This is a genomic window from Adlercreutzia sp. CNCM I-6215 (assembly GCF_977072315.1).
The window spans coordinates 187,040-207,049 of record NZ_CDRVMA010000002.1 but is presented as its reverse complement, the minus strand read 5'-3'; the positions used below and the strand labels follow the sequence as shown (position 1 = coordinate 207,049).

General features: G+C 64.5%; 21 protein-coding genes. 18 read left to right on the top strand and 3 right to left on the bottom strand.

From position 1 onward, the window contains the following. Positions 1–5 precede the first annotated feature (5 nt). Together ACW4LP_RS02535 and ACW4LP_RS02530 are read right to left on the bottom strand one after the other, a co-directional pair. Positions 6–287 carry a helix-turn-helix domain-containing protein gene (locus ACW4LP_RS02535; RefSeq protein ID WP_022740191.1) on the bottom strand — a complete coding sequence of 94 codons (282 nt, stop codon included), beginning with the start codon at positions 285–287 and terminating at the stop codon, positions 6–8. After that, positions 277–624, bottom strand: coding sequence for a type II toxin-antitoxin system RelE/ParE family toxin (locus tag ACW4LP_RS02530; RefSeq protein WP_022740190.1), 348 nt, complete (start codon positions 622–624; stop codon positions 277–279). Before ACW4LP_RS02530 ends, ACW4LP_RS02535 begins: the two co-directional genes overlap by 11 nt. A gap of 104 nt (positions 625–728) precedes the next feature. Between ACW4LP_RS02530 and ACW4LP_RS02525 the strand changes: the two genes are divergently transcribed. Together ACW4LP_RS02525 and hisI are read left to right on the top strand one after the other, a co-directional pair. Continuing rightward, the gene (locus ACW4LP_RS02525; protein ID WP_022740189.1) at positions 729–1,022 is read left to right on the top strand and encodes a helix-turn-helix domain-containing protein; all 294 of its coding nucleotides are present in this window, start codon (positions 729–731) and stop codon (positions 1,020–1,022) included. A 9-nt stretch (positions 1,023–1,031) separates the two neighbouring features. After that, a complete protein-coding gene (gene hisI / locus ACW4LP_RS02520) occupies positions 1,032–1,355 on the top strand; it encodes a phosphoribosyl-AMP cyclohydrolase (protein ID WP_223900272.1) in 324 nt (107 codons plus the stop codon). Between the two features lie 11 nt (positions 1,356–1,366). On the opposite strand, the gene ACW4LP_RS02515 is transcribed toward hisI, so the two are convergent. After that, positions 1,367–2,326, bottom strand: a complete 960-nt coding sequence (locus ACW4LP_RS02515; RefSeq protein ID WP_455803436.1) for a DMT family transporter — start codon at positions 2,324–2,326, stop codon at positions 1,367–1,369. A 187-nt stretch (positions 2,327–2,513) separates the two neighbouring features. On the opposite strand from ACW4LP_RS02515, the gene ACW4LP_RS02510 reads away from it, so the two are divergent. The 16 genes from ACW4LP_RS02510 (at position 2,514) to rpmE (ending at position 19,861) form a co-directional block, all read left to right on the top strand. Then, complete coding sequence (locus ACW4LP_RS02510) at positions 2,514–3,398, top strand: LysR family transcriptional regulator (RefSeq protein WP_455803435.1); 885 nt, start codon at positions 2,514–2,516, stop codon at positions 3,396–3,398. A gap of 284 nt (positions 3,399–3,682) precedes the next feature. Next, positions 3,683–4,369 (top strand): transaldolase family protein, encoded by a 687-nt coding sequence (locus ACW4LP_RS02505; RefSeq protein WP_022740185.1) that lies wholly within the window; start codon positions 3,683–3,685, stop codon positions 4,367–4,369. Further along, complete coding sequence (gene rho, locus ACW4LP_RS02500) at positions 4,366–6,360, top strand: transcription termination factor Rho (protein ID WP_455803434.1); 1,995 nt, start codon at positions 4,366–4,368, stop codon at positions 6,358–6,360. Before ACW4LP_RS02505 ends, rho begins: the two co-directional genes overlap by 4 nt. Before the next feature lie 33 nt (positions 6,361–6,393). Next, entirely contained in the window at positions 6,394–7,644 is a 1,251-nt protein-coding gene (gene sppA, locus ACW4LP_RS02495) for a signal peptide peptidase SppA (RefSeq protein WP_455803433.1), read from the top strand. Further along, positions 7,628–9,649: a class I tRNA ligase family protein gene (locus ACW4LP_RS02490; RefSeq protein WP_302148466.1), complete on the top strand. Its 2,022-nt coding sequence runs from the start codon at positions 7,628–7,630 to the stop codon at positions 9,647–9,649. The genes sppA and ACW4LP_RS02490 overlap by 17 nt, the downstream gene beginning before the upstream one ends. 805 nt (positions 9,650–10,454) lie before the next feature. Further along, positions 10,455–11,603 (top strand): PDDEXK family nuclease, encoded by a 1,149-nt coding sequence (locus ACW4LP_RS02485; RefSeq protein WP_161127784.1) that lies wholly within the window; start codon positions 10,455–10,457, stop codon positions 11,601–11,603. A 249-nt stretch (positions 11,604–11,852) separates the two neighbouring features. Further along, a complete protein-coding gene (gene rpsB / locus ACW4LP_RS02480) occupies positions 11,853–12,677 on the top strand; it encodes a 30S ribosomal protein S2 (RefSeq protein ID WP_161127783.1) in 825 nt (274 codons plus the stop codon). A 43-nt stretch (positions 12,678–12,720) separates the two neighbouring features. Then, complete coding sequence (tsf, locus tag ACW4LP_RS02475; RefSeq protein WP_114540488.1) at positions 12,721–13,581, top strand: translation elongation factor Ts; 861 nt, start codon at positions 12,721–12,723, stop codon at positions 13,579–13,581. Between the two features lie 132 nt (positions 13,582–13,713). Continuing rightward, the gene (gene murA / locus ACW4LP_RS02470; RefSeq protein ID WP_161127782.1) at positions 13,714–14,994 is read left to right on the top strand and encodes a UDP-N-acetylglucosamine 1-carboxyvinyltransferase; all 1,281 of its coding nucleotides are present in this window, start codon (positions 13,714–13,716) and stop codon (positions 14,992–14,994) included. Between the two features lie 8 nt (positions 14,995–15,002). Continuing rightward, entirely contained in the window at positions 15,003–16,514 is a 1,512-nt protein-coding gene (locus ACW4LP_RS02465; protein ID WP_161127781.1) for an LCP family protein, read from the top strand. A 59-nt stretch (positions 16,515–16,573) separates the two neighbouring features. Further along, positions 16,574–16,804 (top strand): NifU family protein, encoded by a 231-nt coding sequence (locus tag ACW4LP_RS02460; protein ID WP_022740175.1) that lies wholly within the window; start codon positions 16,574–16,576, stop codon positions 16,802–16,804. A 197-nt stretch (positions 16,805–17,001) separates the two neighbouring features. Beyond that, positions 17,002–17,292, top strand: coding sequence for a hypothetical protein (locus ACW4LP_RS02455; RefSeq protein WP_041714575.1), 291 nt, complete (start codon positions 17,002–17,004; stop codon positions 17,290–17,292). 308 nt (positions 17,293–17,600) lie between these two features. Further along, the gene (locus tag ACW4LP_RS02450; protein WP_022740173.1) at positions 17,601–17,831 is read left to right on the top strand and encodes a CpXC domain-containing protein; all 231 of its coding nucleotides are present in this window, start codon (positions 17,601–17,603) and stop codon (positions 17,829–17,831) included. Beyond that, entirely contained in the window at positions 17,831–18,682 is an 852-nt protein-coding gene (gene lgt, locus ACW4LP_RS02445) for a prolipoprotein diacylglyceryl transferase (protein ID WP_161127780.1), read from the top strand. The genes ACW4LP_RS02450 and lgt overlap by 1 nt, the downstream gene beginning before the upstream one ends. Before the next feature lie 150 nt (positions 18,683–18,832). Beyond that, positions 18,833–19,213, top strand: a complete 381-nt coding sequence (locus ACW4LP_RS02440) for a desulfoferrodoxin family protein (protein ID WP_022740171.1) — start codon at positions 18,833–18,835, stop codon at positions 19,211–19,213. 165 nt (positions 19,214–19,378) lie between these two features. Then, positions 19,379–19,861, top strand: a complete 483-nt coding sequence (gene rpmE, locus ACW4LP_RS02435; protein ID WP_022740170.1) for a 50S ribosomal protein L31 — start codon at positions 19,379–19,381, stop codon at positions 19,859–19,861. The last annotated feature ends 149 nt before the right edge of the window (positions 19,862–20,010 follow it).

Below are 20,010 nucleotides of genomic sequence, written 5' to 3'. Positions count from 1 at the left end.
TCGGCTTATACAAACCGAATCTCGAGCTTCTTCCCGAAGCAGTGAGCGAGTTTTTGCAACGTCGAAATAGTGGGGTTGCCGTTTCCGTTCTCGAGCCGACTTATGTTGGATTGTTTCATGCCGCAGCGGTCAGCTACTTCTTGTTGGCTGAGGCCACAGCTTTGGCGTCCTTCGACAATGAGCTTCATGATTTCGTACTCAGGCTTGGCGTCCTCCCAGGCTTGGGCGAATGCTTCGTCGCGCTGGCTCCGCTGCTCGATGTAGCGCTGAACATCATTAGTCGCCATAGCGTTCCTCCCAATCTTTTTTGAAAAGTCGCGCTCGCTTGAGTTCTCTCAGCGGGGTTCGCTGCGACTTCTTCACGAAACCGTTGGTGACGATGATCTTCCGGCCTCTTCGAAAGAAGTAGAAGCATCGTGAAATGTTCGAACCGATTTTGATGCGCAACTCGAACAAGCCCTCGCCGAGCGACTTGGAATGGGGCTCTCTCAAATCGGTGCCTTTCTCCGACAGAAGCGTCAGTTCCTGGAGGGCCTTGATCGCCATTCTCTGGTCGAGTGAATCGAGAAAGGCTTCCATAGGGCAAGAGCCCTCTCTGGTGCGATAGAACTCGATCTCGAACATTTCTGCTCCTTTATATCATATATGGTATGTCTTTGCAATGTCATGTACTATAATGCAACTATCACTTTAGCAGGTTATGAACTATAGTGCAATAGGAGATTTGAATGGCTAAGGAGAACAGCGTTATCGATTGGGAGGCCTACGGGACGTTGCTGAAGGCGGCGCGGCTGGCCAACGGGTACTCGCGGGGCAAGAAGCTCACCGATGCGGTGGAGGAGAAGACCGGTATGAAGATCTCGGAGCGCACGATTTACGCGCTGGAGGACGCCTCGCGTGCGCCTTCCGCCGATATCTTCCTCGCGCTGCAGCAGGTGCTGCCCGAGCTGTGCGATCCGGAGTACATGCGTCCGGCCTTCCGCAAGGCCGATATCAAGGTCATGCTCGTCACGCTGCCCTAAGGAGGAGAGGTGGATCTTCCCGAGCTGAAGTACAACGAGGCGGGGCTCGTCCCCTGCATCGTGCAGGACGCCGATACGGGCGAGGTGCTCATGATGGCGTGGATGAGCGCTGAGTCGCTGGCGCTCACGCTGGAGCGCGGCGAAACCGTGTTCTGGAGCCGTAGCCGGCGCGAGCTGTGGCACAAGGGCGCCACCAGCGGCAACACCCAAAAGCTGGTCGATCTGCGCTACGACTGCGACGCCGATACCCTGCTCGCGCTGGTGCATCCGGCCGGCCCTGCCTGCCACACGGGAGAGCGCACCTGCTTTTATCGCTCAATGCTGGGGGAATAGCCGGACAGGTCCTAGGCCGCGTGGCGCAGGGCGCGGCGGCTGGCGCGCAGGAAGCGCACGTAGGCGCGGCGCATCCGGCGTCGCTGGGCGGCCGGCAGTTTCACGCGCGCCTCGCCGAGCAGTGCGCCGCCGATGATGCAGCAGGCGCCGGCGAGCTGCACCGGCGTCATTACCTCGCCGAGCACGAGCGCCCCCAGCGCCACGGCCGTGAGCGGCTCGGCGTAGGCGCACACCGACACGGTCTGCATGGGCAGCTGGTCGATGGCCCGGTAGTAGAGGAAGTAGGCCAGGGCAGTGAACACGGCGCCCAGGGCAATGACGGTGGGCCAAGAGCTCAAGGGAATACGGCCGATGAAGGCGAAGCCCTCGCCAGCCGCGGCCACGGCAAGGGCCACCGCCACCGCCGTGGCAAGTTGGATGGTGGTGCAGGGGATGCCGGTGATGTCGCGGGCGAGCTTGTTGAAGATGACCATGCCAGCGGTGCTGGCGGCCGCGGCGAGTCCCATGAGGATGCCGGGAACCGACAGCGTGCCCTCCAGGGCGGACGCATTCAGCAAAAGCAGACCGCCGACCACAATGGCGAACCCGACCACCACGGGAAGCCGCAGGTGCTCTTTGAACAGAAGAGGGGACAGCGCCATGGTGATGACCGGGGCCGTGGCGGCCAGAACGGCGCCGAGGCCCACGCCAAGCAGGCGGTAGGCAGTGAAAATGGTCATCATGGCAAGGCCCAGGCAGGCGCCGGAGAGGGCCACGAACAGGTACTGGCGACGGCCGATGTGGCGGGGCAGTTGCTGGCGGGTGACGACGAAGATGAGGCCCATGAACAGCGCGCCTATTATGAGGCGCATAAGACAGACTTCGAAGGCCGACAGCGGCAGCGTGCTGGCGACGATGCCCGACGATCCGAACATCATGACGGCTGCGATGAAGCACAGAAGGTACTTCATCGATGCGATCTTCGTGCGCATGGCAGGCCTCTCCTTCTCGGTGCAGGACGCGCGACCCGCAGACTCAGCGCGCCGCCTTCTTCCTTTTGATGCAGCTGCATTATGGCGCTTGACAAATCCCCTGAAAAGCGAAACTATTTCATAGTTCACATGAGAAATTCTCATAACATGAGGTAATGAGGCACGAAGCAACGAGGAGAGGGGAGCCGTGGACGCCAACATCCAGAAGTACCAGGCCTTCGTGGAGGTGGCCGATGCCGGCAGCTTCACCAAGGCGGCCGAGACGCTGGCCTATTCCCAGTCGGGCATAAGCCACATGGTCTCCGATTTGGAGCGCGACTGGGGCGTGGCGCTGTTCGAGCGGAGCCGCCGGGGGGTGGTGCTGACCGGCGATGGCGCACGGCTTCTGTCCGAGGCCCGCGCCCTCTGCGAGAGCTTCCGCGCCTTGGAAGCCACTGTGGACGAGGTGCGGGGACTTGAGACCGGCCTCATCCGCATCGGTGTGTTCCCGAGCGTGGCCGCCCATTGGATTCCGCGCATCATCAAGCGCTTCAGCGCCGATTACCCGGGTATCGACTACAAGCTGCGCGTAGGAGACTACACCGAAATCGAGGAGTGGATCGCCGACGGCACCGTGGACTGCGGCTTCGTGCTGCTCCCGCTGCGCACGGACGCGCGGCTCATCGCGCGCGCCTTGGAGGAGGACGAGTTTCTGGCCGTGCTTCCGCGCGACCACGAGCTGGCGGGCGCGGGGGTGTTTCCCGTGGAGCGTCTTGCGGAATTTCCGCTGCTCTCGCCGGCATCGGAGTCCGACGACGAGCTTCTGGAGTTCCTCATCCGATGGGGCGTGCGCCCTACCACGCGTCTCACCTCATGGGACGATCGGGCCATCCTCTCCATGGTGGAGTACGGCATGGGCGTGAGCGTGCTGTCGCGCCTTATGCTGCGGGGCCTGTCCCAAAACGTGGTCACGCTGCCCTTGTCCGATCCGGTCTTCCGCACCATCGGCGTGGCCTATCGCAGCGCCGGTCACCTTCCTTTGGCCACCCGCCGCTTCCTCGATTACTTGGAATTTCGCAAAGAAGAGGAGTGAGCGCGGACGGCCTGAGCGAATTGGAATGCCGTCGGAACGCCGACTGGCTCCCCTCCGAGTTGAGTCGCGGGCAGTCTGTGCTTTTTCTTGTGCGGCGCGGTCGGTTGCGCTACTATGGTTCCAGCTCTGAATCTTGGGCGCGATGGCGCCCCACTTCCTTCCCATAGTCCCGTATCGCCCATTTTCAACGTTCTCTCGGTTCGGGTTCGCAGTGCGCTTTACCGCGGTCGATTCGAGCGCCATTCCCATTCCTTTGCCTGTAAACCTCAAGAAGGAGGATGAACGTGAAGTTCTTTCTGGACACGGCCGACCTCGCCGAGATCGAGGAGGCGGCCAGCTGGGGCGCTTTGGCCGGCGTGACCACCAACCCGACGCTGTACTCGCGCATCGGGGGCAAGCTGGACGACTTCCACGCGCACATCAAGCGCATCTGCGACATCGTGGGGCCGGATTGCCCGGTGTCCGCCGAGTCGGTGGCCATGACCCGCGACGAGATCGTCCGCGACGGCCGGGAGCTCGCCGCCATCGCGCCGAACGTCGTCGTGAAGATCCCCACCATGGTGGAGGGCCTGGCCGCCACGCGCGCGTTGGCCGACGAGGGCATCCCGGTGAACATGACCTTGTGCTTCACCGTGCCCCAGGCCATTTTGGCCGCTCGCGCCGGCGCCCGCTACATCTCGCCGTTCGTGGGCCGCTTCGACGACATCTCCGAGGACGGCCTGGCGCAGCTGGACGACGTCGTGCGCGCCATCGGCAACTACGACTTCTCCGAGGACACCGTGAACGGCGAGCAGATCGAGATCATCGCCGCCTCCATCCGCAGCGCCAACCATGTGACCCAGGCCGCTCTCATGGGGGCCGACATCGCCACGGTTCCCTTCGGCATTCTGAAGAAATGCGTGCAGCATCCGCTGACCGACCGCGGCCTTGAGTCGTTCCTCAAGGACTGGGAGAAAGTGCAGAACGCATGAGCGATACCCAAGAGACGATGACGACGGAGGCGGCCGCCCCGGAGGCGACCCTCGAGAAGCCGAAGCGCGGCCGTCCCCGCAAGAAGGCGGAAGAGGCCCCGGCGCCGGCACCGGCACCGGCTGCCGAAGGCGCCGAGGCGTCAGCCGCTCCGGCCAAGAAGACGACGCGCCGCCGTGCTGCGGCCAAGCCCGCCGAGGAGGCCGCGGCTCCCGCAGCCACCGAGGCGCCGACGGCCGAGGAGGCGCCGAAGCCGCGCCGCACCCGCGCCCGCAAGACGCCCGAGCCGGCGGCGGAGGAGGGGACGGGTGCGGCCCCCGAGGCGGCCGAAGAGGATCCCAAGCCGCGCCGCGCCCGCGCCCGTAAGGCGGCATCCGAGCCGGCGGCCGGCGCGGAGGAGAAGGCCCCGCAGGCCAAGGAGCCCGAGGGCGCCGAGGCGTCCGCAGCGGGCACCGGCACGTCCGAGGCGCCCGCGCCCGCCGATGCCCCCGAGTCCAAGGAGGCTCCTCGCCGCGAGCGCACCACCACGACGGTGATCCGCCGCCGCGACCGCGAGGGGCGCCGCCAGAACCAGAGCGGCCAGAACCAGAACGGCCAGGGCCAAGGCAAGAACAGCCAGAACAAGCAGAACGCCCAGAACAGCCAGGGCGGCAAGAAGAACAAGAAGAACCGCCACGAGAATCGCAGCCGGGAGCCTCAGCCCTCCGTCTCCAAGGAGGAGCTGACAGAGCTCAAGGTGGCCGACCTGCGCGTCCGCGCCGCCGAGGCGGGGGTGGATGCCGCGGGCCTGAAGAAGGCCGAGCTGGTGGACGCCATCTACGAGGCCGTCTGCAAGGCCGAGGGCTTCGCCGAGGTCACCGGCGTGCTGGACATTATGGGCGACGGCTACGGCTTCTTGCGCACTTCCGGCTACCTGCCCGGCGAGAACGACATCTACGTGGGGCTCGCCACCATCCGCAAGAACGGCCTGCGCAAGGGCGATATGGTCACGGGCACGACGCGCCCGGCGCGCCCCAACGACAAGTTCGCGGCCCTGCAGAAGGTGTCGGCCGTCAACGGCATGGCCCCCGAGATCATGGCCCTGCGCCCGAAGTTCGCCGACCTGACCCCGGTGTTCCCCGACGAGCGCCTGCTCATGGAGCACGGGAAGAACACCACCACGGCCCGCGTCATCGATCTGACGGCCCCCATCGGCAAGGGCCAGCGCGGCCTCATCGTCTCGCCGCCCAAGGCCGGCAAGACCACCGTGCTCAAGGACATCGCCGCCGCCATCACGGCGAACAACCCGGACGTGCACCTTATGTACCTGGGCATCGACGAGCGTCCCGAAGAGGCGACCGACATGGAGCGCTCCATCCGCGGGGAGGTGGTCTCCTCCACCTTCGACATGCCCTCCGAGAACCACATCCAGGTGGCCGAGCTCGTCATCGAGCGCGCCAAGCGCCTGGTCGAGCAGGGGAAGGACGTCGTCATCCTGCTGGATTCCATCACGCGCCTGGCCCGCGCCTACAACTTGGCGCAGCCCGCGAGCGGCCGCATTCTCTCCGGCGGCGTGGATTCCACGGCCCTTTATCCGCCCAAGCGCTTCCTCGGCGCCGCCCGCAACATCGAGAACGGCGGCTCGCTCACCATCCTCGCCTCGGCCCTCATCGAGACCGGGTCGAAGATGGACGAGGTGATCTTCGAGGAGTTCAAGGGCACCGGCAACATGGAGCTGAAGCTCGACCGCTACCTGGCCGATCGCCGCATCTTCCCGGCCATCGACCCCATCTCCTCGGGCACGCGCAAGGAGGAGCTGCTCATGGATCCGCAGGAGGCCCCGCTCATCTGGGGCGTGCGCCGCATTCTGGCCAACACGAACTCCACCGAGCGCGCCATGGACATGCTCATCAAGTCGCTGAAGCAGACCAATTCCAACCAGGAGTTCCTGCTGCGCATGGCGAAGAAGATGCAGGCACAGCAGGGTCGTGCGGACGATGGTATGGAACTGTAAGCCCGACGAATCCGGCCCGACGAAAGAGGCATCATGAGCGATCAAAACCAATGGCAGAACGCCGCCTGGGGCGCACCGCAGGAGGGCGCCCCGTCCTCGGGCGGCACGTCGGCGGGGCAGGGGCAGGGCGCCCCATCGCAGCAGGCCGCTCCCCAGCCTCCCTATCAGGTGGCTCCGCAGCCGCAGGCGCAGGCAAATCCCTACGGCTACGCCGCTGCCCAGCCGCGCCCGACTGCCGCCTATGCCGCCCAGTCTCAAGCCGCTTACGCCGCGCAGCCCCAGTCGCAGCCGGCTGCCGCCTACGCGGCGCCGGCCCAGGCTCCCTACGGCACCGCGGCTGGGGCCGTCCCGGCCCAGCAGCCCAAACGGCGCGGTTGGATCGTCGGTCTGGCCGCCGTGCTGACGGTGCTCATCTTGGGGGTGGCCACCATCGGGTCGTGCACCTCGGTGTTCACCAGTTCCATGGGGGCCTTCTCCTACGAGTCGCCCTCCTGGGCCGACACGGTTACCGGAGACACCGTGGGCATCATCAACATCAGCGGCACCATCCAGTACGACGGCACCACCTCAAGCCCCGAGGGGCTTAAAAGCCAGTTGGACGCCGCCGAGCAGAACCCGCATATCAAGGCGGTCGTGCTGCGCGTGAACTCCGGCGGAGGCGTGGCCACGGCCGGCGAGGAGATGAGCACCTACATCCGCGACTTCTCCAAGCCCGTGGTGGTCTCGAGCGCCTCCATCAACGCGAGTGCCGCCTACATGATCTCGTCCCAGGCCGACTACATTTTCACGGACAAGACGACCTCCATCGGCTCCATCGGCGTCATCATGTCGGTGACCGACCTGTCGGGGCTCTACGAGAAGCTGGGTATCTCCGTCGAGAACATCACCTCGGCCGATGCCAAGGACTCCGGCGCCGGCAACCGCCCGCTCACCGAGGAGGAGCGCGCCTGGTACCAGGATCAGGTCGATCAGATCAACGAGGTGTTCATCAACTTCGTCGCCGAGGGCCGCGACATGCCGGTGGAAGAGGTGCGCGCGCTGGCCACGGGCCTTACGTTCACCGGCATGGACGCCGTGGAAAACGGGCTGGCCGACGAGCTGGGAACGCTTGAGACCGCCGTGGCCAAGGCCTGCGAGCTGGCCGGTATCGCCGATGCTGATACCGTGTATCTGCAGTCGTCCACGAGCGATTTGTCGCGCCTTCTGGATATCATGGGCACCGAAGATTCTCTGGACGTTTCCGGGACACTGAAGGAGTTGGAGAACCGTGTCGGACTTGAATAGCAGAGAGCGGGTCGAGTGGCCCGCCCGCGCCGTGGTGACGGCGGGCATGCCCTACGGGAACAAGCCCTTGCACTTCGGCCACATCGGCGGCGTGTTCGTGCCCGCCGACGCCTTCGCGCGCTTTCTGCGCGACCGCATCGGCGCCGAGAACGTCCGTTTCGTCTCCGGTACCGACTGCTTCGGCAGCCCCATCAACGAGGGCTACCGCAAGCTTAAGGAGGCCGGCGAGTTCGAGGGCTCCATCGCCGACTACGTGCTCGCCAACCACGAGCGCCAGAAGGCGACCCTTGAGGCCTTCCAGGTGAGTCTGGACATCTACGAGGGCAGCGGCATCGGGCACGCGGGCGACGTGCACCAGATGATCTCCGATCAGTTCATCGAGCGCTTGCACGAGAGCGGCCACTTGAAGCTGGACTCCACCCTGCAGTTCTACGACGCCGAGGCCGGCACCTTCCTGAACGGTCGCCAGGTGCAGGGCCACTGCCCCGTGCAGGGCTGCAAGTCGGAGCACGCCTATGCCGACGAGTGCGATCTGGGGCATCAGTACGCGCCGGTGGACCTCATCGCCCCGGTGTCCACGCTCACGGGTACCGTCCCCGAGATGCGACCCGTGGAGAACTGGTATTTCGACCTGCCCGGGTTCGAGGACTTCCTGAAGGGCTACGTGCGCGAGCTTGAGGCCGACGACGAGGTGCGCCTGGTGGTGACCAAGGCCATCGCCGAGTTTCTGGCCCCGCCCGTGATCTTCGTGAAGAACGAGCACTTGGAAGAGTACGAGGCCATGGCCGCCGAGCTGCCGCCCCACGAGTTCCGTCCCGCCGAGGGCAACAAGCAATCCTTCGAGATAGAGTTCGCCTCCATCGGCGAGCGCGACGCCGCCCGCGACGCGCTGGCTGCGGCCGGCCTGCGCTTCCGCACCTCGAAGACGCTCGTGCCCTTCCGCATCACCGGCAACATCGAGTGGGGCGTGCGCGCTCCCGTCATCGACGGCGTGGAGGGGCTCACGGTGTGGTGCTGGCCCGAATCGCTGTGGGCGCCCATCTCGTTCACCATCACGATCAACGACGAGCAGGGGATGCCGCGCACGAGCTGGCGCGACTTCTGGTGCTCCGACGACGCGCGGGTCTACCAGTTCATCGGCCAGGACAACCTGTACTTCTACGGTGTGGCCCAGCCGGCGCTGTGGGAGGCTTTGCGCCCCGGCGGCCTGTTCGCCGAGGGTCCCGACTCCCAGATGCGCCAGACCACGCTCGTGGCGAACCACCACATGCTGTTTGGCAAGAAGAAGGCCTCCTCGTCGGGCGCGGTGAAGCCGCCCACGGGCGAGGAGCTGCTGGAGCACTACACGCCCGAGCAGCTGCGCGCCCACTTCCTGGCGCTCGGGCTCGACCAGAAATCCGTCGGCTTTTCTCCCAAGCCCTTCGACCCGGACCCGGCCAAGCGCGAGGACCCGCGCTACGCCGATCCGGTGCTCAAGGAGGGGGCGCTGCTCACCAACGTGTTCAACCGCCTCGCCCGCAGCTGCTTCTACGAGGCGCAGAAGAATTTCGACGGCTGCATGCCCCTGGGCGCCGTGACGCCCGAGGTGCGCCGTCGCGCCTTCGAGGCGCTGCTCGACTACGAAGAGCGCATGCACAAGGTGGAGCTGCACCGCGTGATGTCGGTGTGCGACGAGTTCATCCGCTGGTCGAACAAGTGGTGGGCCGATGGCATCAAGGCCGCCGAGGCGTCCGAGGATGCGGATGCGCGGCGCCAGGTACTGGTGGACTCGTTCTACCTGCTGCGCATGGCGACGCTGCTCATGCATCCCATTGTGCCGGTCGGCTGCGAGAAGATCTGCGACTACCTGAGCTTCGATTTCGGCGACTTCTTCAGCTGGAACTACGACTTCGATTCCAACGACGAGCTGTGCCCGGCCATTGAGATTGATGCCGGCGCCCATCGCATCCACGAACTCCCTCCGCGCTTCGATTTCTTCCGCAAGCACGAGAGCCAGTACAAGTAAGGCTATCTTGCCAGAGCAATGATCCTCGAGAGCCCGCTTTTGCGCGGGCTCTTTTTCATCTGGCGCACTGGCCGCGCAAACGGGAGCGCGCAAGCGAGAACGCGAAGGCCGGGCATGGGCGGATCGGGTGAGGATGCGGGAGCGCGAGCAGATCGGGTGAGCAAACCAGGGCTCCGTTCAAGCCAGAGCTTCGGTTTGCGGCAAGCTCCCGTTTGCTTTGGTTTCGGGATTGTTGTGCGGTTGGGACGGTCGAGGATGCCGTGCCACGATTCCCGGCGATCAAAAAAGCACATTTTCCAAGTATTTTTGTTGCGCGATTGAGCTAGTCAAGATAGAGGTATGGAATAATACCAGTTCAACAAGGTGATTGAATAAGGCAATATATGATCCGCATTTGGCAGATTTGGAAAATGTGATATTTTGGTCAGCAGAAGTTGGAAAATGTGTTTTTCTGAAAGGCGAAATTGATGACCGCGCTGAAAGTGACCAAATTGGCACATTTTCCAAATTCGGCTCCGCGATGAGCTCCCGGTACTGCGGGTCCAATGTGTCGAATCGGGGGTCGTGGCCGTTGTTGCGTGTCGGATGTTGCTGGCAGGGATGTTGCTGGCAGGGATGTTGCTGGCAGGGATGTTGCTGGCAGGGATGTTGCTGACAGGAGATTATGGCCCATTGTTGCGTGTCGGGCGCTGCCGACGGGAAGTCGTGGCCCGGTGCTGCCGACGGGAGATCGTGCCCCGGTGCTACATGCCGGTTGTTGCGGGCTAAGAAGCGCGGCTGGGCTTCGTTGCGAAAGGGGAGAGGAATGGCTACGATTGTCGAGGGTCTTACGGCGGCGCAATGCTGGACATGTGATCGCTTTTATGGTTTGTTCTTCGGGGAAACTGTTAGCTTGGAGATGGGAAATCGGATTCCCAAACTGCGTCCTCCGCTGGGGAATCCCGACACTGAAGAGCGTGCATGGTGGCTGGCGAGCGATCGGCTGGGGGTTGTATACGAGGAAGCTCTGGCGTACGCAGAAGCTGCGGAATCCGGTATGGCGTTCAAGCCGTCGAAACCTGTGATCGAGAGGGTGCTCGAACAGGGTGCCGGAATGGTGGACGCGCCGATCCGTGTGATGGTGCCCAACAAGGCGTCGCGTCTGTCGGCGGCTGATTTGACGTGCTGCCTGAGCAGCACCGCACCTGCGGAGGGCTCCTTCGTTCGCGGCCCTGGGGAAGGGCTGCTGATAGCCGGCCCCGAACTGGCGGTGCTCCAACTGGCCCTCAAGCTTCCGATGCCGAAGCTCGCCGAGCTGATTTGCGAGCTGTGCTCCACCTATTACTACGATCTCGCCGAAGTGCCTCAGCTGAGTCGCAACGAGGACGGATTGCTCAGTCGGGTAGAAGTGCAGGAATGCGCGCGCAGCAACCGACCCGTTCCGGTCTCGTGTCTTCGCGCCATGGAGTGGTTTAGCGCGCAATCGGCTAGCTCGAAAGCGGGCCGAGCCATGGCCCGTGCGGTGCGCTACGCTGTCGACGGCTCCGCCTCTCCCATGGAGACCGCGTTGGCGCTCATGCTGTGCCTTCCGAAGACAGCCGGTGGTTACGGGCTTCCCAAGCCGCAGATGAATCGCGTGCTGCCTCTCGATGCGGAGACGGGGCGGGTGCGCGTGGCCGATCTATTTTGGCCCGAAGCTAAGATAGCGGTGGAATACGACAGCGATGCCTTTCATGCGGAAAAGGAGAAGTTGCGCCGCGACGCGCTCAGGCGCAATCAGCTGGAATCCCAGTCGGTGACGGTGCTCACGGCGACGGCGGAGCATTTGTCATCGCTTGCGGCGTTGGATGAGCTGGCGGGGCAGATCGCCCGCGCCTTGGGGCGCAGCCTGCATCGCGGACGCCTCGCGGCTGCGGGAGAGCGGGCGGCACTGCTCGCATCCTTGAAGCAGCGCAGCATAGAGGGACTTCGCTGATCGGCTGAGGATTTTCTTGCTGCGCGCGGGGACACCCAGCGACTGGGTTGAATTGCGCGTACTTTCTTTGCGCAATCCCTTGCTTTTGCGGGGGATTGTGCTATTTTAGACAGGCTGTCTTCGCAGGCGTGCGATGGGCAGCGGCAATTATCACACATGCTCGGGCGACTGGCACCGCGAGTGGCCACCGGAAAAGGCTGCGGTTGAACTGGGATGACCTCGGGCAGAGGACTAACGAATGGAGTGATCATGACGAAAGTCAGCATTACCACGCTGCTCGACGCCGGCGCGCACTTCGGGCATCAGACCCGCCGCTGGAACCCCAAGATGAAGCCGTACATCTTCGGCAGCCGCGGCGACATCTACATCATCGACCTGAAGCAGACCCTCTACGGGCTCGACGCCGCCTACACCTTCGTGAGCAACCTCACCCGCAAGGGCGGTACCGTGCTGTTCGTGGGCACCAAGAAGCAGGCCCAGGAAGCCGTCGCCGACGCCGCCAACCGCTGCGGCATGCCCTACGTGAACGCCCGCTGGCTCGGCGGCATGCTCACCAACTTCGCCACCATCCGCACCCGCGTGAAGCGCATGGAGGAGCTGGAGGCCATGGACGCCGACGGCCGCATGGCGCTGCTTCCGAAGAAGGAGCAGATCCTGCTGCACAAGGAGCTCGCGAAGCTGCAGACCAACCTCAATGGCATCCGCAACATGAAGAAGGTGCCCGACGCCATCTTCGTGATCGACACCAACCGCGAGGGCATCGCCCTGCACGAGGCCCATCGTCTGGAGATCCCCGTCGTGGGCACGCTGGACACCAACTGCGATCCGGACGACGTGGATTACGGCATTCCGGCCAACGACGACGCCATCCGCTCCGTGCGCCTTCTGGCCGACTTCATGGCCGACGCCGTCATCGCCGGCACCGGCGCTGACGTGACCGCCGCCGAGATGGCCGGCGAGGCCGCTGCCGCCGACGCCGTGGCCGAAGTGGCCGTCGAGGCCGCTGCCGACGTGGCCGAGGGCGCGGGCGCCGAGGTCGCTGCCGACGTGGTCGCCGACACGGTTTCCGAGTAACCCGACCGAGTAAGAACCACCGTTTTCCCCAAAGGAGGAATTCATGGCTAACATCACCGCTTCCATGGTGAAAGAGCTCCGCGAGATGACCGGCGCGGGCATGATGGAGTGCAAGAAGGCCCTGGCCGAGGCCGAGGGCGAGATGGAGAAGGCCGTCGACGTGCTGCGCACCCGCGGGCTCGCCGCCGTCGCCAAGAAGGCCGGGCGCGCCACCAACGAGGGCACCGTCATGGCCATCGTGAACGATGCGTGCACCACCGGCGCCGTGGTCGAGCTGAACTGCGAGACTGACTTCGTGGGCATGAACGAGAAGTTCAAGGCCTACGCCGAGAAGATCGCCAAGGCGGCGCTTGCCGCGAAGCCGGCCGATGTGGACGCGCTGAAGGCCGCCGTCATCGACGGCGAGACCGTCGAGGAGATCGTCACCGACTGCATCCATGTAATGGGCGAGAACACGCAGCTGGCCCGCGTGGCCGTGGTGGACGCCCAGGCCGTGTCCGCCTACATCCACGGCGGCGGCAAGATCGGCGTTCTGGTGACCTTCAACGTCGAGGGCATCGATCCGGCCTCCGACGCCTTCCAGAAGTGCGGCCGCGACATCGCCATGCAGGTGGCCGCTCTGAACCCGGTGTCCGCCACCCGCGAGGACGTGCCCGCCGACGTGGCCGCCCACGAGATGGAGATCTACAAGGCCCAGGCCGCCGAGTCCGGCAAGCCCGAGGCCATCCAGGAGAAGATCGCGCTCGGCCGCATGGACAAGTTCTACAAGGAGAACTGCCTCGCCGAGCAGGATTTCGTGAAGAACCCCGACCTCACGGTGGCCCAGTACGCCGATGAGTGCGCCAAGGAGATGGGCGGGAAGATCGCCATCACCGGTTTCGTGCGCTTCGCTCTGGGCGAGTAGCCGCAACTGGATGGATTTATTTCCAAAAGGAGGAAAGCCCGCGCGGGTGCGCGGGCTTTTTTCTATAATAGGGGCACTTGTGAATATTTGCATGACGCGGGGCGCTCGGGCGTTCCGGCAAAAGGACTAGAAATGAACCAGGAAGTCATCATCGTTCGGGGAAACCATACCCTCAAAGGCGACGTGCGCGTCTCCGGCGCCAAGAACTCGGCCTTGAAGCTCATGGCCGCGTCCATTCTGGGACAGGGGGAGACGATCCTGCACAACGTGCCGCTCATTTCCGATATCGAACTTATGAGCGAGGTGCTCGCGCGTCTGGGCGCCACCGTGGTGCGCGAGGGGCATACCCTGCGCATAAACACTGCCGACGTCGACAGCTGCGAGACGCCCTACGAGCTCGTATCGAAGATGCGCGCCTCCATCTCGGTGCTGGGGCCGCTCATCGGGCGTTTCGGCGAGGCGCGGGTGGCCATGCCCGGCGGCTGCCAGATTGGCGCCCGCAAGATCGACATGCACCTGGTGGGCCTGGAGGCCCTGGGCGTTGCGTTCGACGTGGATCACGGCGTTCTGGCCGCCACGACGCCGAACGGCCTGCGCGGCACCCACGTGTACCTCGAGTTCCCCTCGGTGGGCGCCACGGAGAACATGCTCATGGCCGCCGTGACCGCCGAGGGCCACACGGCCATCGAGAACGCCGCCTGCGAGCCCGAGATCGAGGATCTGGCGAACATGCTCAACGCCATGGGCGCGCGCGTGTCCGGCGCCGGCACCTCGCTCATCGAGATCGAGGGCGTGCCGCTCTCGACGCTCCATCCCTGCGAGCACACGACGGTGGGCGACCGCATCGAGGCGGGCACCTTTCTCGTCGGCGGCGCGCTTACCGGAGGCCCCCTCACCGTGCACGGCATCGACCCCGCTTTTTTGCGCATGGCCATCATGAAGCTTCGGGCCATGGGCTGTGATGTGGAAACGGGCGACGACTGGATCACCGTGCGTCGCGAGGAGCCCCTGTCCTCCGTGGACATCCAGACGCTGCCGCACCCCGGGTTCCCCACCGACCTGCAGGCTCAGTTCATGCTGCTGGCGGCCCTGGCCGATGACGTGTCGGTCGTCACGGAGAACGTCTTCGAGAACCGCTTCATGTTCGCCGCCGAGCTCATGCGCATGGGGGCCGACGTGACGCTGGACGACCACCATGCCATCGTGCGCGGCGTCGATCATTTGGAAGGGGCGCCCGTGTCCTCCACCGATCTGCGGGCGGGCGCGGCTCTCGTGCTCGCGGGCATCGTGGCTGACGGCGAGACGAGCGTGCACCACTTGGAGCACATCGACCGCGGCTATGAGGACTACGTGGGCAAGCTGGCCTCCCTCGGCGCCGATATCCGTCGCGTGTCCGCGGATTCTCTCCGCTAGGGGCGTCCATGGCACTGCACGGCAAAAAGGCCCCTTCGGCCTCCCAGACCCGTCGCGTCTCCCGACGCGTGAACGATTCCATGATCGGCTCCCATGTGGAACGCGGCTCCTCCGCTCGGGGGCGCCACGCTGCCGGCGCCGACCGTCCGGCCCGCGTCGACTTCTCCGATGGACGCCGCAGCCGCCGAGCTGACCGCGGCATGGTGGACCAGGTGGACGTGGGCGCTACGAGCGGCGAGAGCGACTCCGATTACGCCCGGCGCCGCGCCCGGCGCAGCTACGCCGAGGAGATTCAGGCCAAGGGGCGCCGCCGCAAGATGATCTTCTTCGGGGCGGTTGCCCTGCTCGTAGTCGTGGTGGCCGCTGTGGCGGGCACGGCGGCGTTCTTCGCCTGGTCCGACTCCCAGCTGTCCTTGGGCGACTCGAACGCCAAAGAGGCGCTGACGGCTCCCGAGGAGGGAGCGCCCTATTACGCGCTGCTCTCCGCCGATCTCGCCAAGAACACGGCAGCTCCCTCCGCATCTGACGCGGCCTACCTCGCCGTGCGCATCGACGAGGGCGCCCGCACGCTTACTTTCATCTCGCTGCCGCCCTCGGTGTCCGTGGAGCTTTCCGACGGCGAGCGCCACGCCCTCCGCGACGCCACGTCGGTTGGCGGCGACGCGGAGCTTCTCCGGGCCGCCGGTTCGCTGCTCGGGGTTCAGTTCGCCCACTTTGCCTCCACCGATGCCGAAGGCCTCGCCTCCCTGGTTGATCTGGTGGGAGGCGTGCCGGTGGAGCTGTCCGAGGAAGTGGACGACCCCCGGGCCGGCATCCACGTGCTGGCCGCCGGCTCCCAGACGCTTGACGGCGCCCAGGCGCTCACGCTTTTGCGAGCGGCCAACTACAGCGATGCAATGGGAATGCAGGCGAAGATGCGAGCCCTGTTCACGGTGAATCTGGCCGAGCGCGCCACCTCGGGCGAGGGTCTTTCCTTCCCGAGCGTGATAGCCGACGGCGCGCCCTTCGTCTCCACGGACTGGACAAGCGGCCAGCTCATCTCTTTGGGCGATGCTCTCAGCCCCCTCACCGAGGCGACGGTGTACGCTGCCGTGGTTCCCGGGCGCCTCACGACCTCCGACGAGGGCGAGGAGACCTACGAGGTGTCCGGCGAGGATCTCGCCGCGATGATGGAAGCGGTGAACGCGGGGAATTCGCCGGAGAGTTTCGAGGGCAACCTCGCCAATGTCGACCGCAGCCTCGTCACCGTGGAGGTGCGCAACGGCAGCGGCATCCAGGGCGCGGCGGCCCGTTGCGGCGAGCTTCTGACCTCGGCGGGCTACGACGTGAAATCCGTCGGCAACGTGGACGACGGCACGGTGTACCCCGAGACGCTCGTCATCTACAAGGACGAGGCCTTCGAAATCGCCGCCAAGGCCATCGTGAGCGACCTGTCCGCGGGACGGGTGGTGAACGGCGGTGACTTCTATACCTTCGACACCAACGTTTTGGTGATCATCGGCACCGACTGGATCGGCTAGGCGCCCTCTGTGTTATGATGCTGGCCGATATAGGAAACCTCTCACGATAGGAGTGACTCATGGTTGAGAAGTCCGATGTGGCCGCGGTGCTGGAGCTGATCCGCCCGAGCCTGCAGGCCGACGGCGGCGACGTGCAGCTGGTGGACGTGTCCGACGACGGCGTCGTCACGGTGGAGCTGCAGGGTGCCTGCAAGGGCTGCCCCATGTCCCAGATGACGCTCGCCAATGGCGTCGAGCGCATCCTGAAGGAGCGCGTGCCCGGCGTTACCTCCGTGGTGCCGGCGATGTAATCTGTTCCGTGCGGCCTGACGGCCACACGGACCACTCGACGCTGCGAGGCTCTGACGCATTTCATATTCACCCTTGTTTTGCACGCGGCGTTGGCCGAAGCCAACTTGGTGCAAAGGCGGGCGAATCTGAAACGCGTCAGAGCCTCTCGCTGACTTTGCCAATTAAGCGTTTGTTCGTAGAGATGAGAGGCTGGTGTATGGAAGGGTGCTGGAGCCGTCGCGGGTGCGATGACGAGATGCAGGGGCGCTGTCCGCACAACGTGCCGGGGGAGCCGTGCCCGGCAGACTGCCATTACGCGGCGTGCCATCGACCGACCCATGTGGTGTGCGAGGACTTCGGGGTGCTTCTAAACCCGAATCGCGATTACGACGCGGCGGTCAAGCAGGTGTGCCGCTTCTGCGAGCATTTCCTTGTGAACGGGCCGGATATCGATCCGGAGACCCGCACGCGCGACAAGTTCAGCGGCCGCAACCGCTTCCTTCTTTAGGTTTCGACATAGGTTTCGAGAAAAATGGTCACAAAATCGACTTTTGGGTTCTAAACGGGAATTTGGAAGAGGAGAAATTAATGTATTGAATTAATTTCTCGCAAATCAAGGGCGAATCTCGTCGATGTAAGGCCTTCTTTAGGGTTCAGCCGAACCCAGAACTCGATTTTGTGACCATTTTCTCTCGACTTTTTGCAAAGAACGAGAAGGCGGTTGGGTGAGAGGGCTTGCTTTTGCGTGATTGTCGAGGGGCTCTGCTACAATGCGGTTCGGTAAAGGTTCAAGCGCGAGCGAAGGCGGTGAGAGCGGTGAAAGCGAAGGTGACCTGTCCGGCCTGCGGGGCCGATGACGTCGATGTGCGATCCTACGAGTCGCTCATGGCCCTGCGCTCCGACCTGGCGCTGTTCACGCTGACCTGCCCCCATTGCGCCGCCCGCATCTCGGCGCTTCTGACCATTCCGCCCGAGTTGCGGGAGGAAGTTGTATTTGCCGCTATCGAGCTGGGTGCTGGTATGGGCGCCCATGAGGGAACATCGTAATGCTGAACGACATTTATCAGGGGCTCGACCCCATCGCCTTCTCGCTGGGGCCTCTGGTGGTGCGCTGGTACGGCCTGGCCTACGTGCTCGGGTTCGTCTGCGCCGCCGCCATCATCTACTTCGTGGCGAAGCGCTGGAAGCTCGGCATGAGCGAGGACAACCTGCTTACGCTCATGGTCTGCGCCATCGTCGGCGTGGTGCTGGGTGCGCGCATCGGATACGTGCTGTTCTACGGCGACGGCTACTACCTGTCCCATCCGCTGGAGATACTCGCGTTCAACCAGGGGGGCATGAGCTTCCATGGCGGTCTCGTGGGGCTGCTTATCGGCGGCGCCGTAGCTGCCCGTATGACGCGCATCCCGTTTCTCACGTTGGCCGACTTGGGATCCATTGCGGCGCCGATTGGCCTGTTCTTCGGCCGCTGCGCCAACTTCGTGAACGGCGAGCTGTGGGGCGCGCCCACCGACGGGCCGCTCGGCGTGGTGTTCGGCGGCGCGGCCGGCATGATGCCGCGGCATCCCAGCCAGCTCTACGAGGCGGTGCTGGAGGGGATCGTCATCTTCTGCGTCCTGTTCGCGCTCTCGCGCAAGCGGCCACCGAGGCCCCAGGGCACCTTCCTCGGCGCATTTCTGGTGCTCTACGGCATCTTCCGCTTCCTCATCGAGTTCGTGCGCGAGCCCGACGTGCAACTGGGATACCTGTGGGGCGGTTGGCTCACCATGGGCCAAGTGCTCTCGGCACCGCTCATCGTGGCCGGTATCGCGTTGCTCATCTATGCGGCGAGGACGCGGCATCCCCAGGCCGGACCGCAGGAGATTCAGCCGCCGTCTGTCCCTGGCGATGCGGCTTAGGCGCTCCATCGGGTTTTCTTGTAACGACGTGGTGTCACCCGGCGTTGCGGAAATCGGGGTGGCACTCCTTCCAGTACAATATTTCAAGGCTGCGGACAGCGCGTCTGCGGCTCTTTGTAACGAGCAGCTACAAGAGATATGAGGTAGAACATGGACGTGAAATTCTACAAGTGCATGCATTGCGGCAACATTGCCGTTAAGGTCTTCGACGCGGGTGTGCCGCTGGTGTGCTGCGGCGAGAAGATGGTTGAGCTGGTCGCCGGCTCCCAGGACGCCGCCCTGGAGAAGCACGTGCCCGCCGTCGAGGTCGAGGGCAACAAGGTCGTCGTGAACGTCGGCTCGGTGGATCATCCCATGCTGGAGGAACACTGGATCCAGTTCATCTGCCTGGTGACCGACAAGGGCTACCAGATTCACCCGCTCGCCCCGGGCGAGGCGCCCCACGCCGAGTTCGTCATCGCCGAGGGCGAGACGCCGCTCAAGGTCTACGAGCACTGCAACCTCCACGGCCTGTGGGTGACCGAGATCTAAACGCCCGCTCGCGGAGCGAAATGAGAAAGACCCGTGTTGCGCGGGTCTTTTTTCTTGCATTCGGGGAAAACGATGCTAATATAGACAAGCTTGTCTCAGGGCTTGGTCGGAAACCAAGCCGCATTCGGCCCCTTGGTCGGAAACCAAGGAAGTTAGGAGAACCCAATGAAGCAAGGTATTCATCCGGAGTACGTGGACTGCGTCGTGAAGTGCAGCTGCGGCAACACCTTCACCACCCGCTCCACCAAGCCCGAGCTGAAGATCGACATCTGCAACGCCTGTCATCCGTTCTACACCGGCACCCAGAAGCTCATCGACACCGGTGGACGCGTCCAGCGCTTCGCCGACCGCTTCGGCGCCGCTAAGGACGTCGTGGCCGAGCGCGAGGCCGCCAAGAAGGCCGAGCGCGCCGCTCAGATCGCCGAGCGCGAGGCCGCCAAGAAGGCCGAGCGCGAGGCCAAGGCCGCCGCTAAGGCCGAGCGCGCCGCCGCCTATGCCGCCAAGGCCGCCGAGGAGGCCGCCCGCGCCGAGGCTCAGGCCGACGTTGACGCCATGGAAGACGCCGCTGCCGCCGGCACCGCCGAGGAGGCTCCCGGCGTGGAGCTGACCGACGCCGAGGTGACCGAGGCCGTGGAGGCCGCCGAGTAGCTCGTCGTCGCATTCGGTGAACGCAAGGCCCGCTCGCACTCCGGTGCGGCGGGCCTTTTCTTTTGCCGTCCTGTGAATTCCCGCAAAGGGGAGCGGGCGCGGTTTTATAATGCTAGGGAGTTGAACGCAACGCGACCGATGGGAGTAGA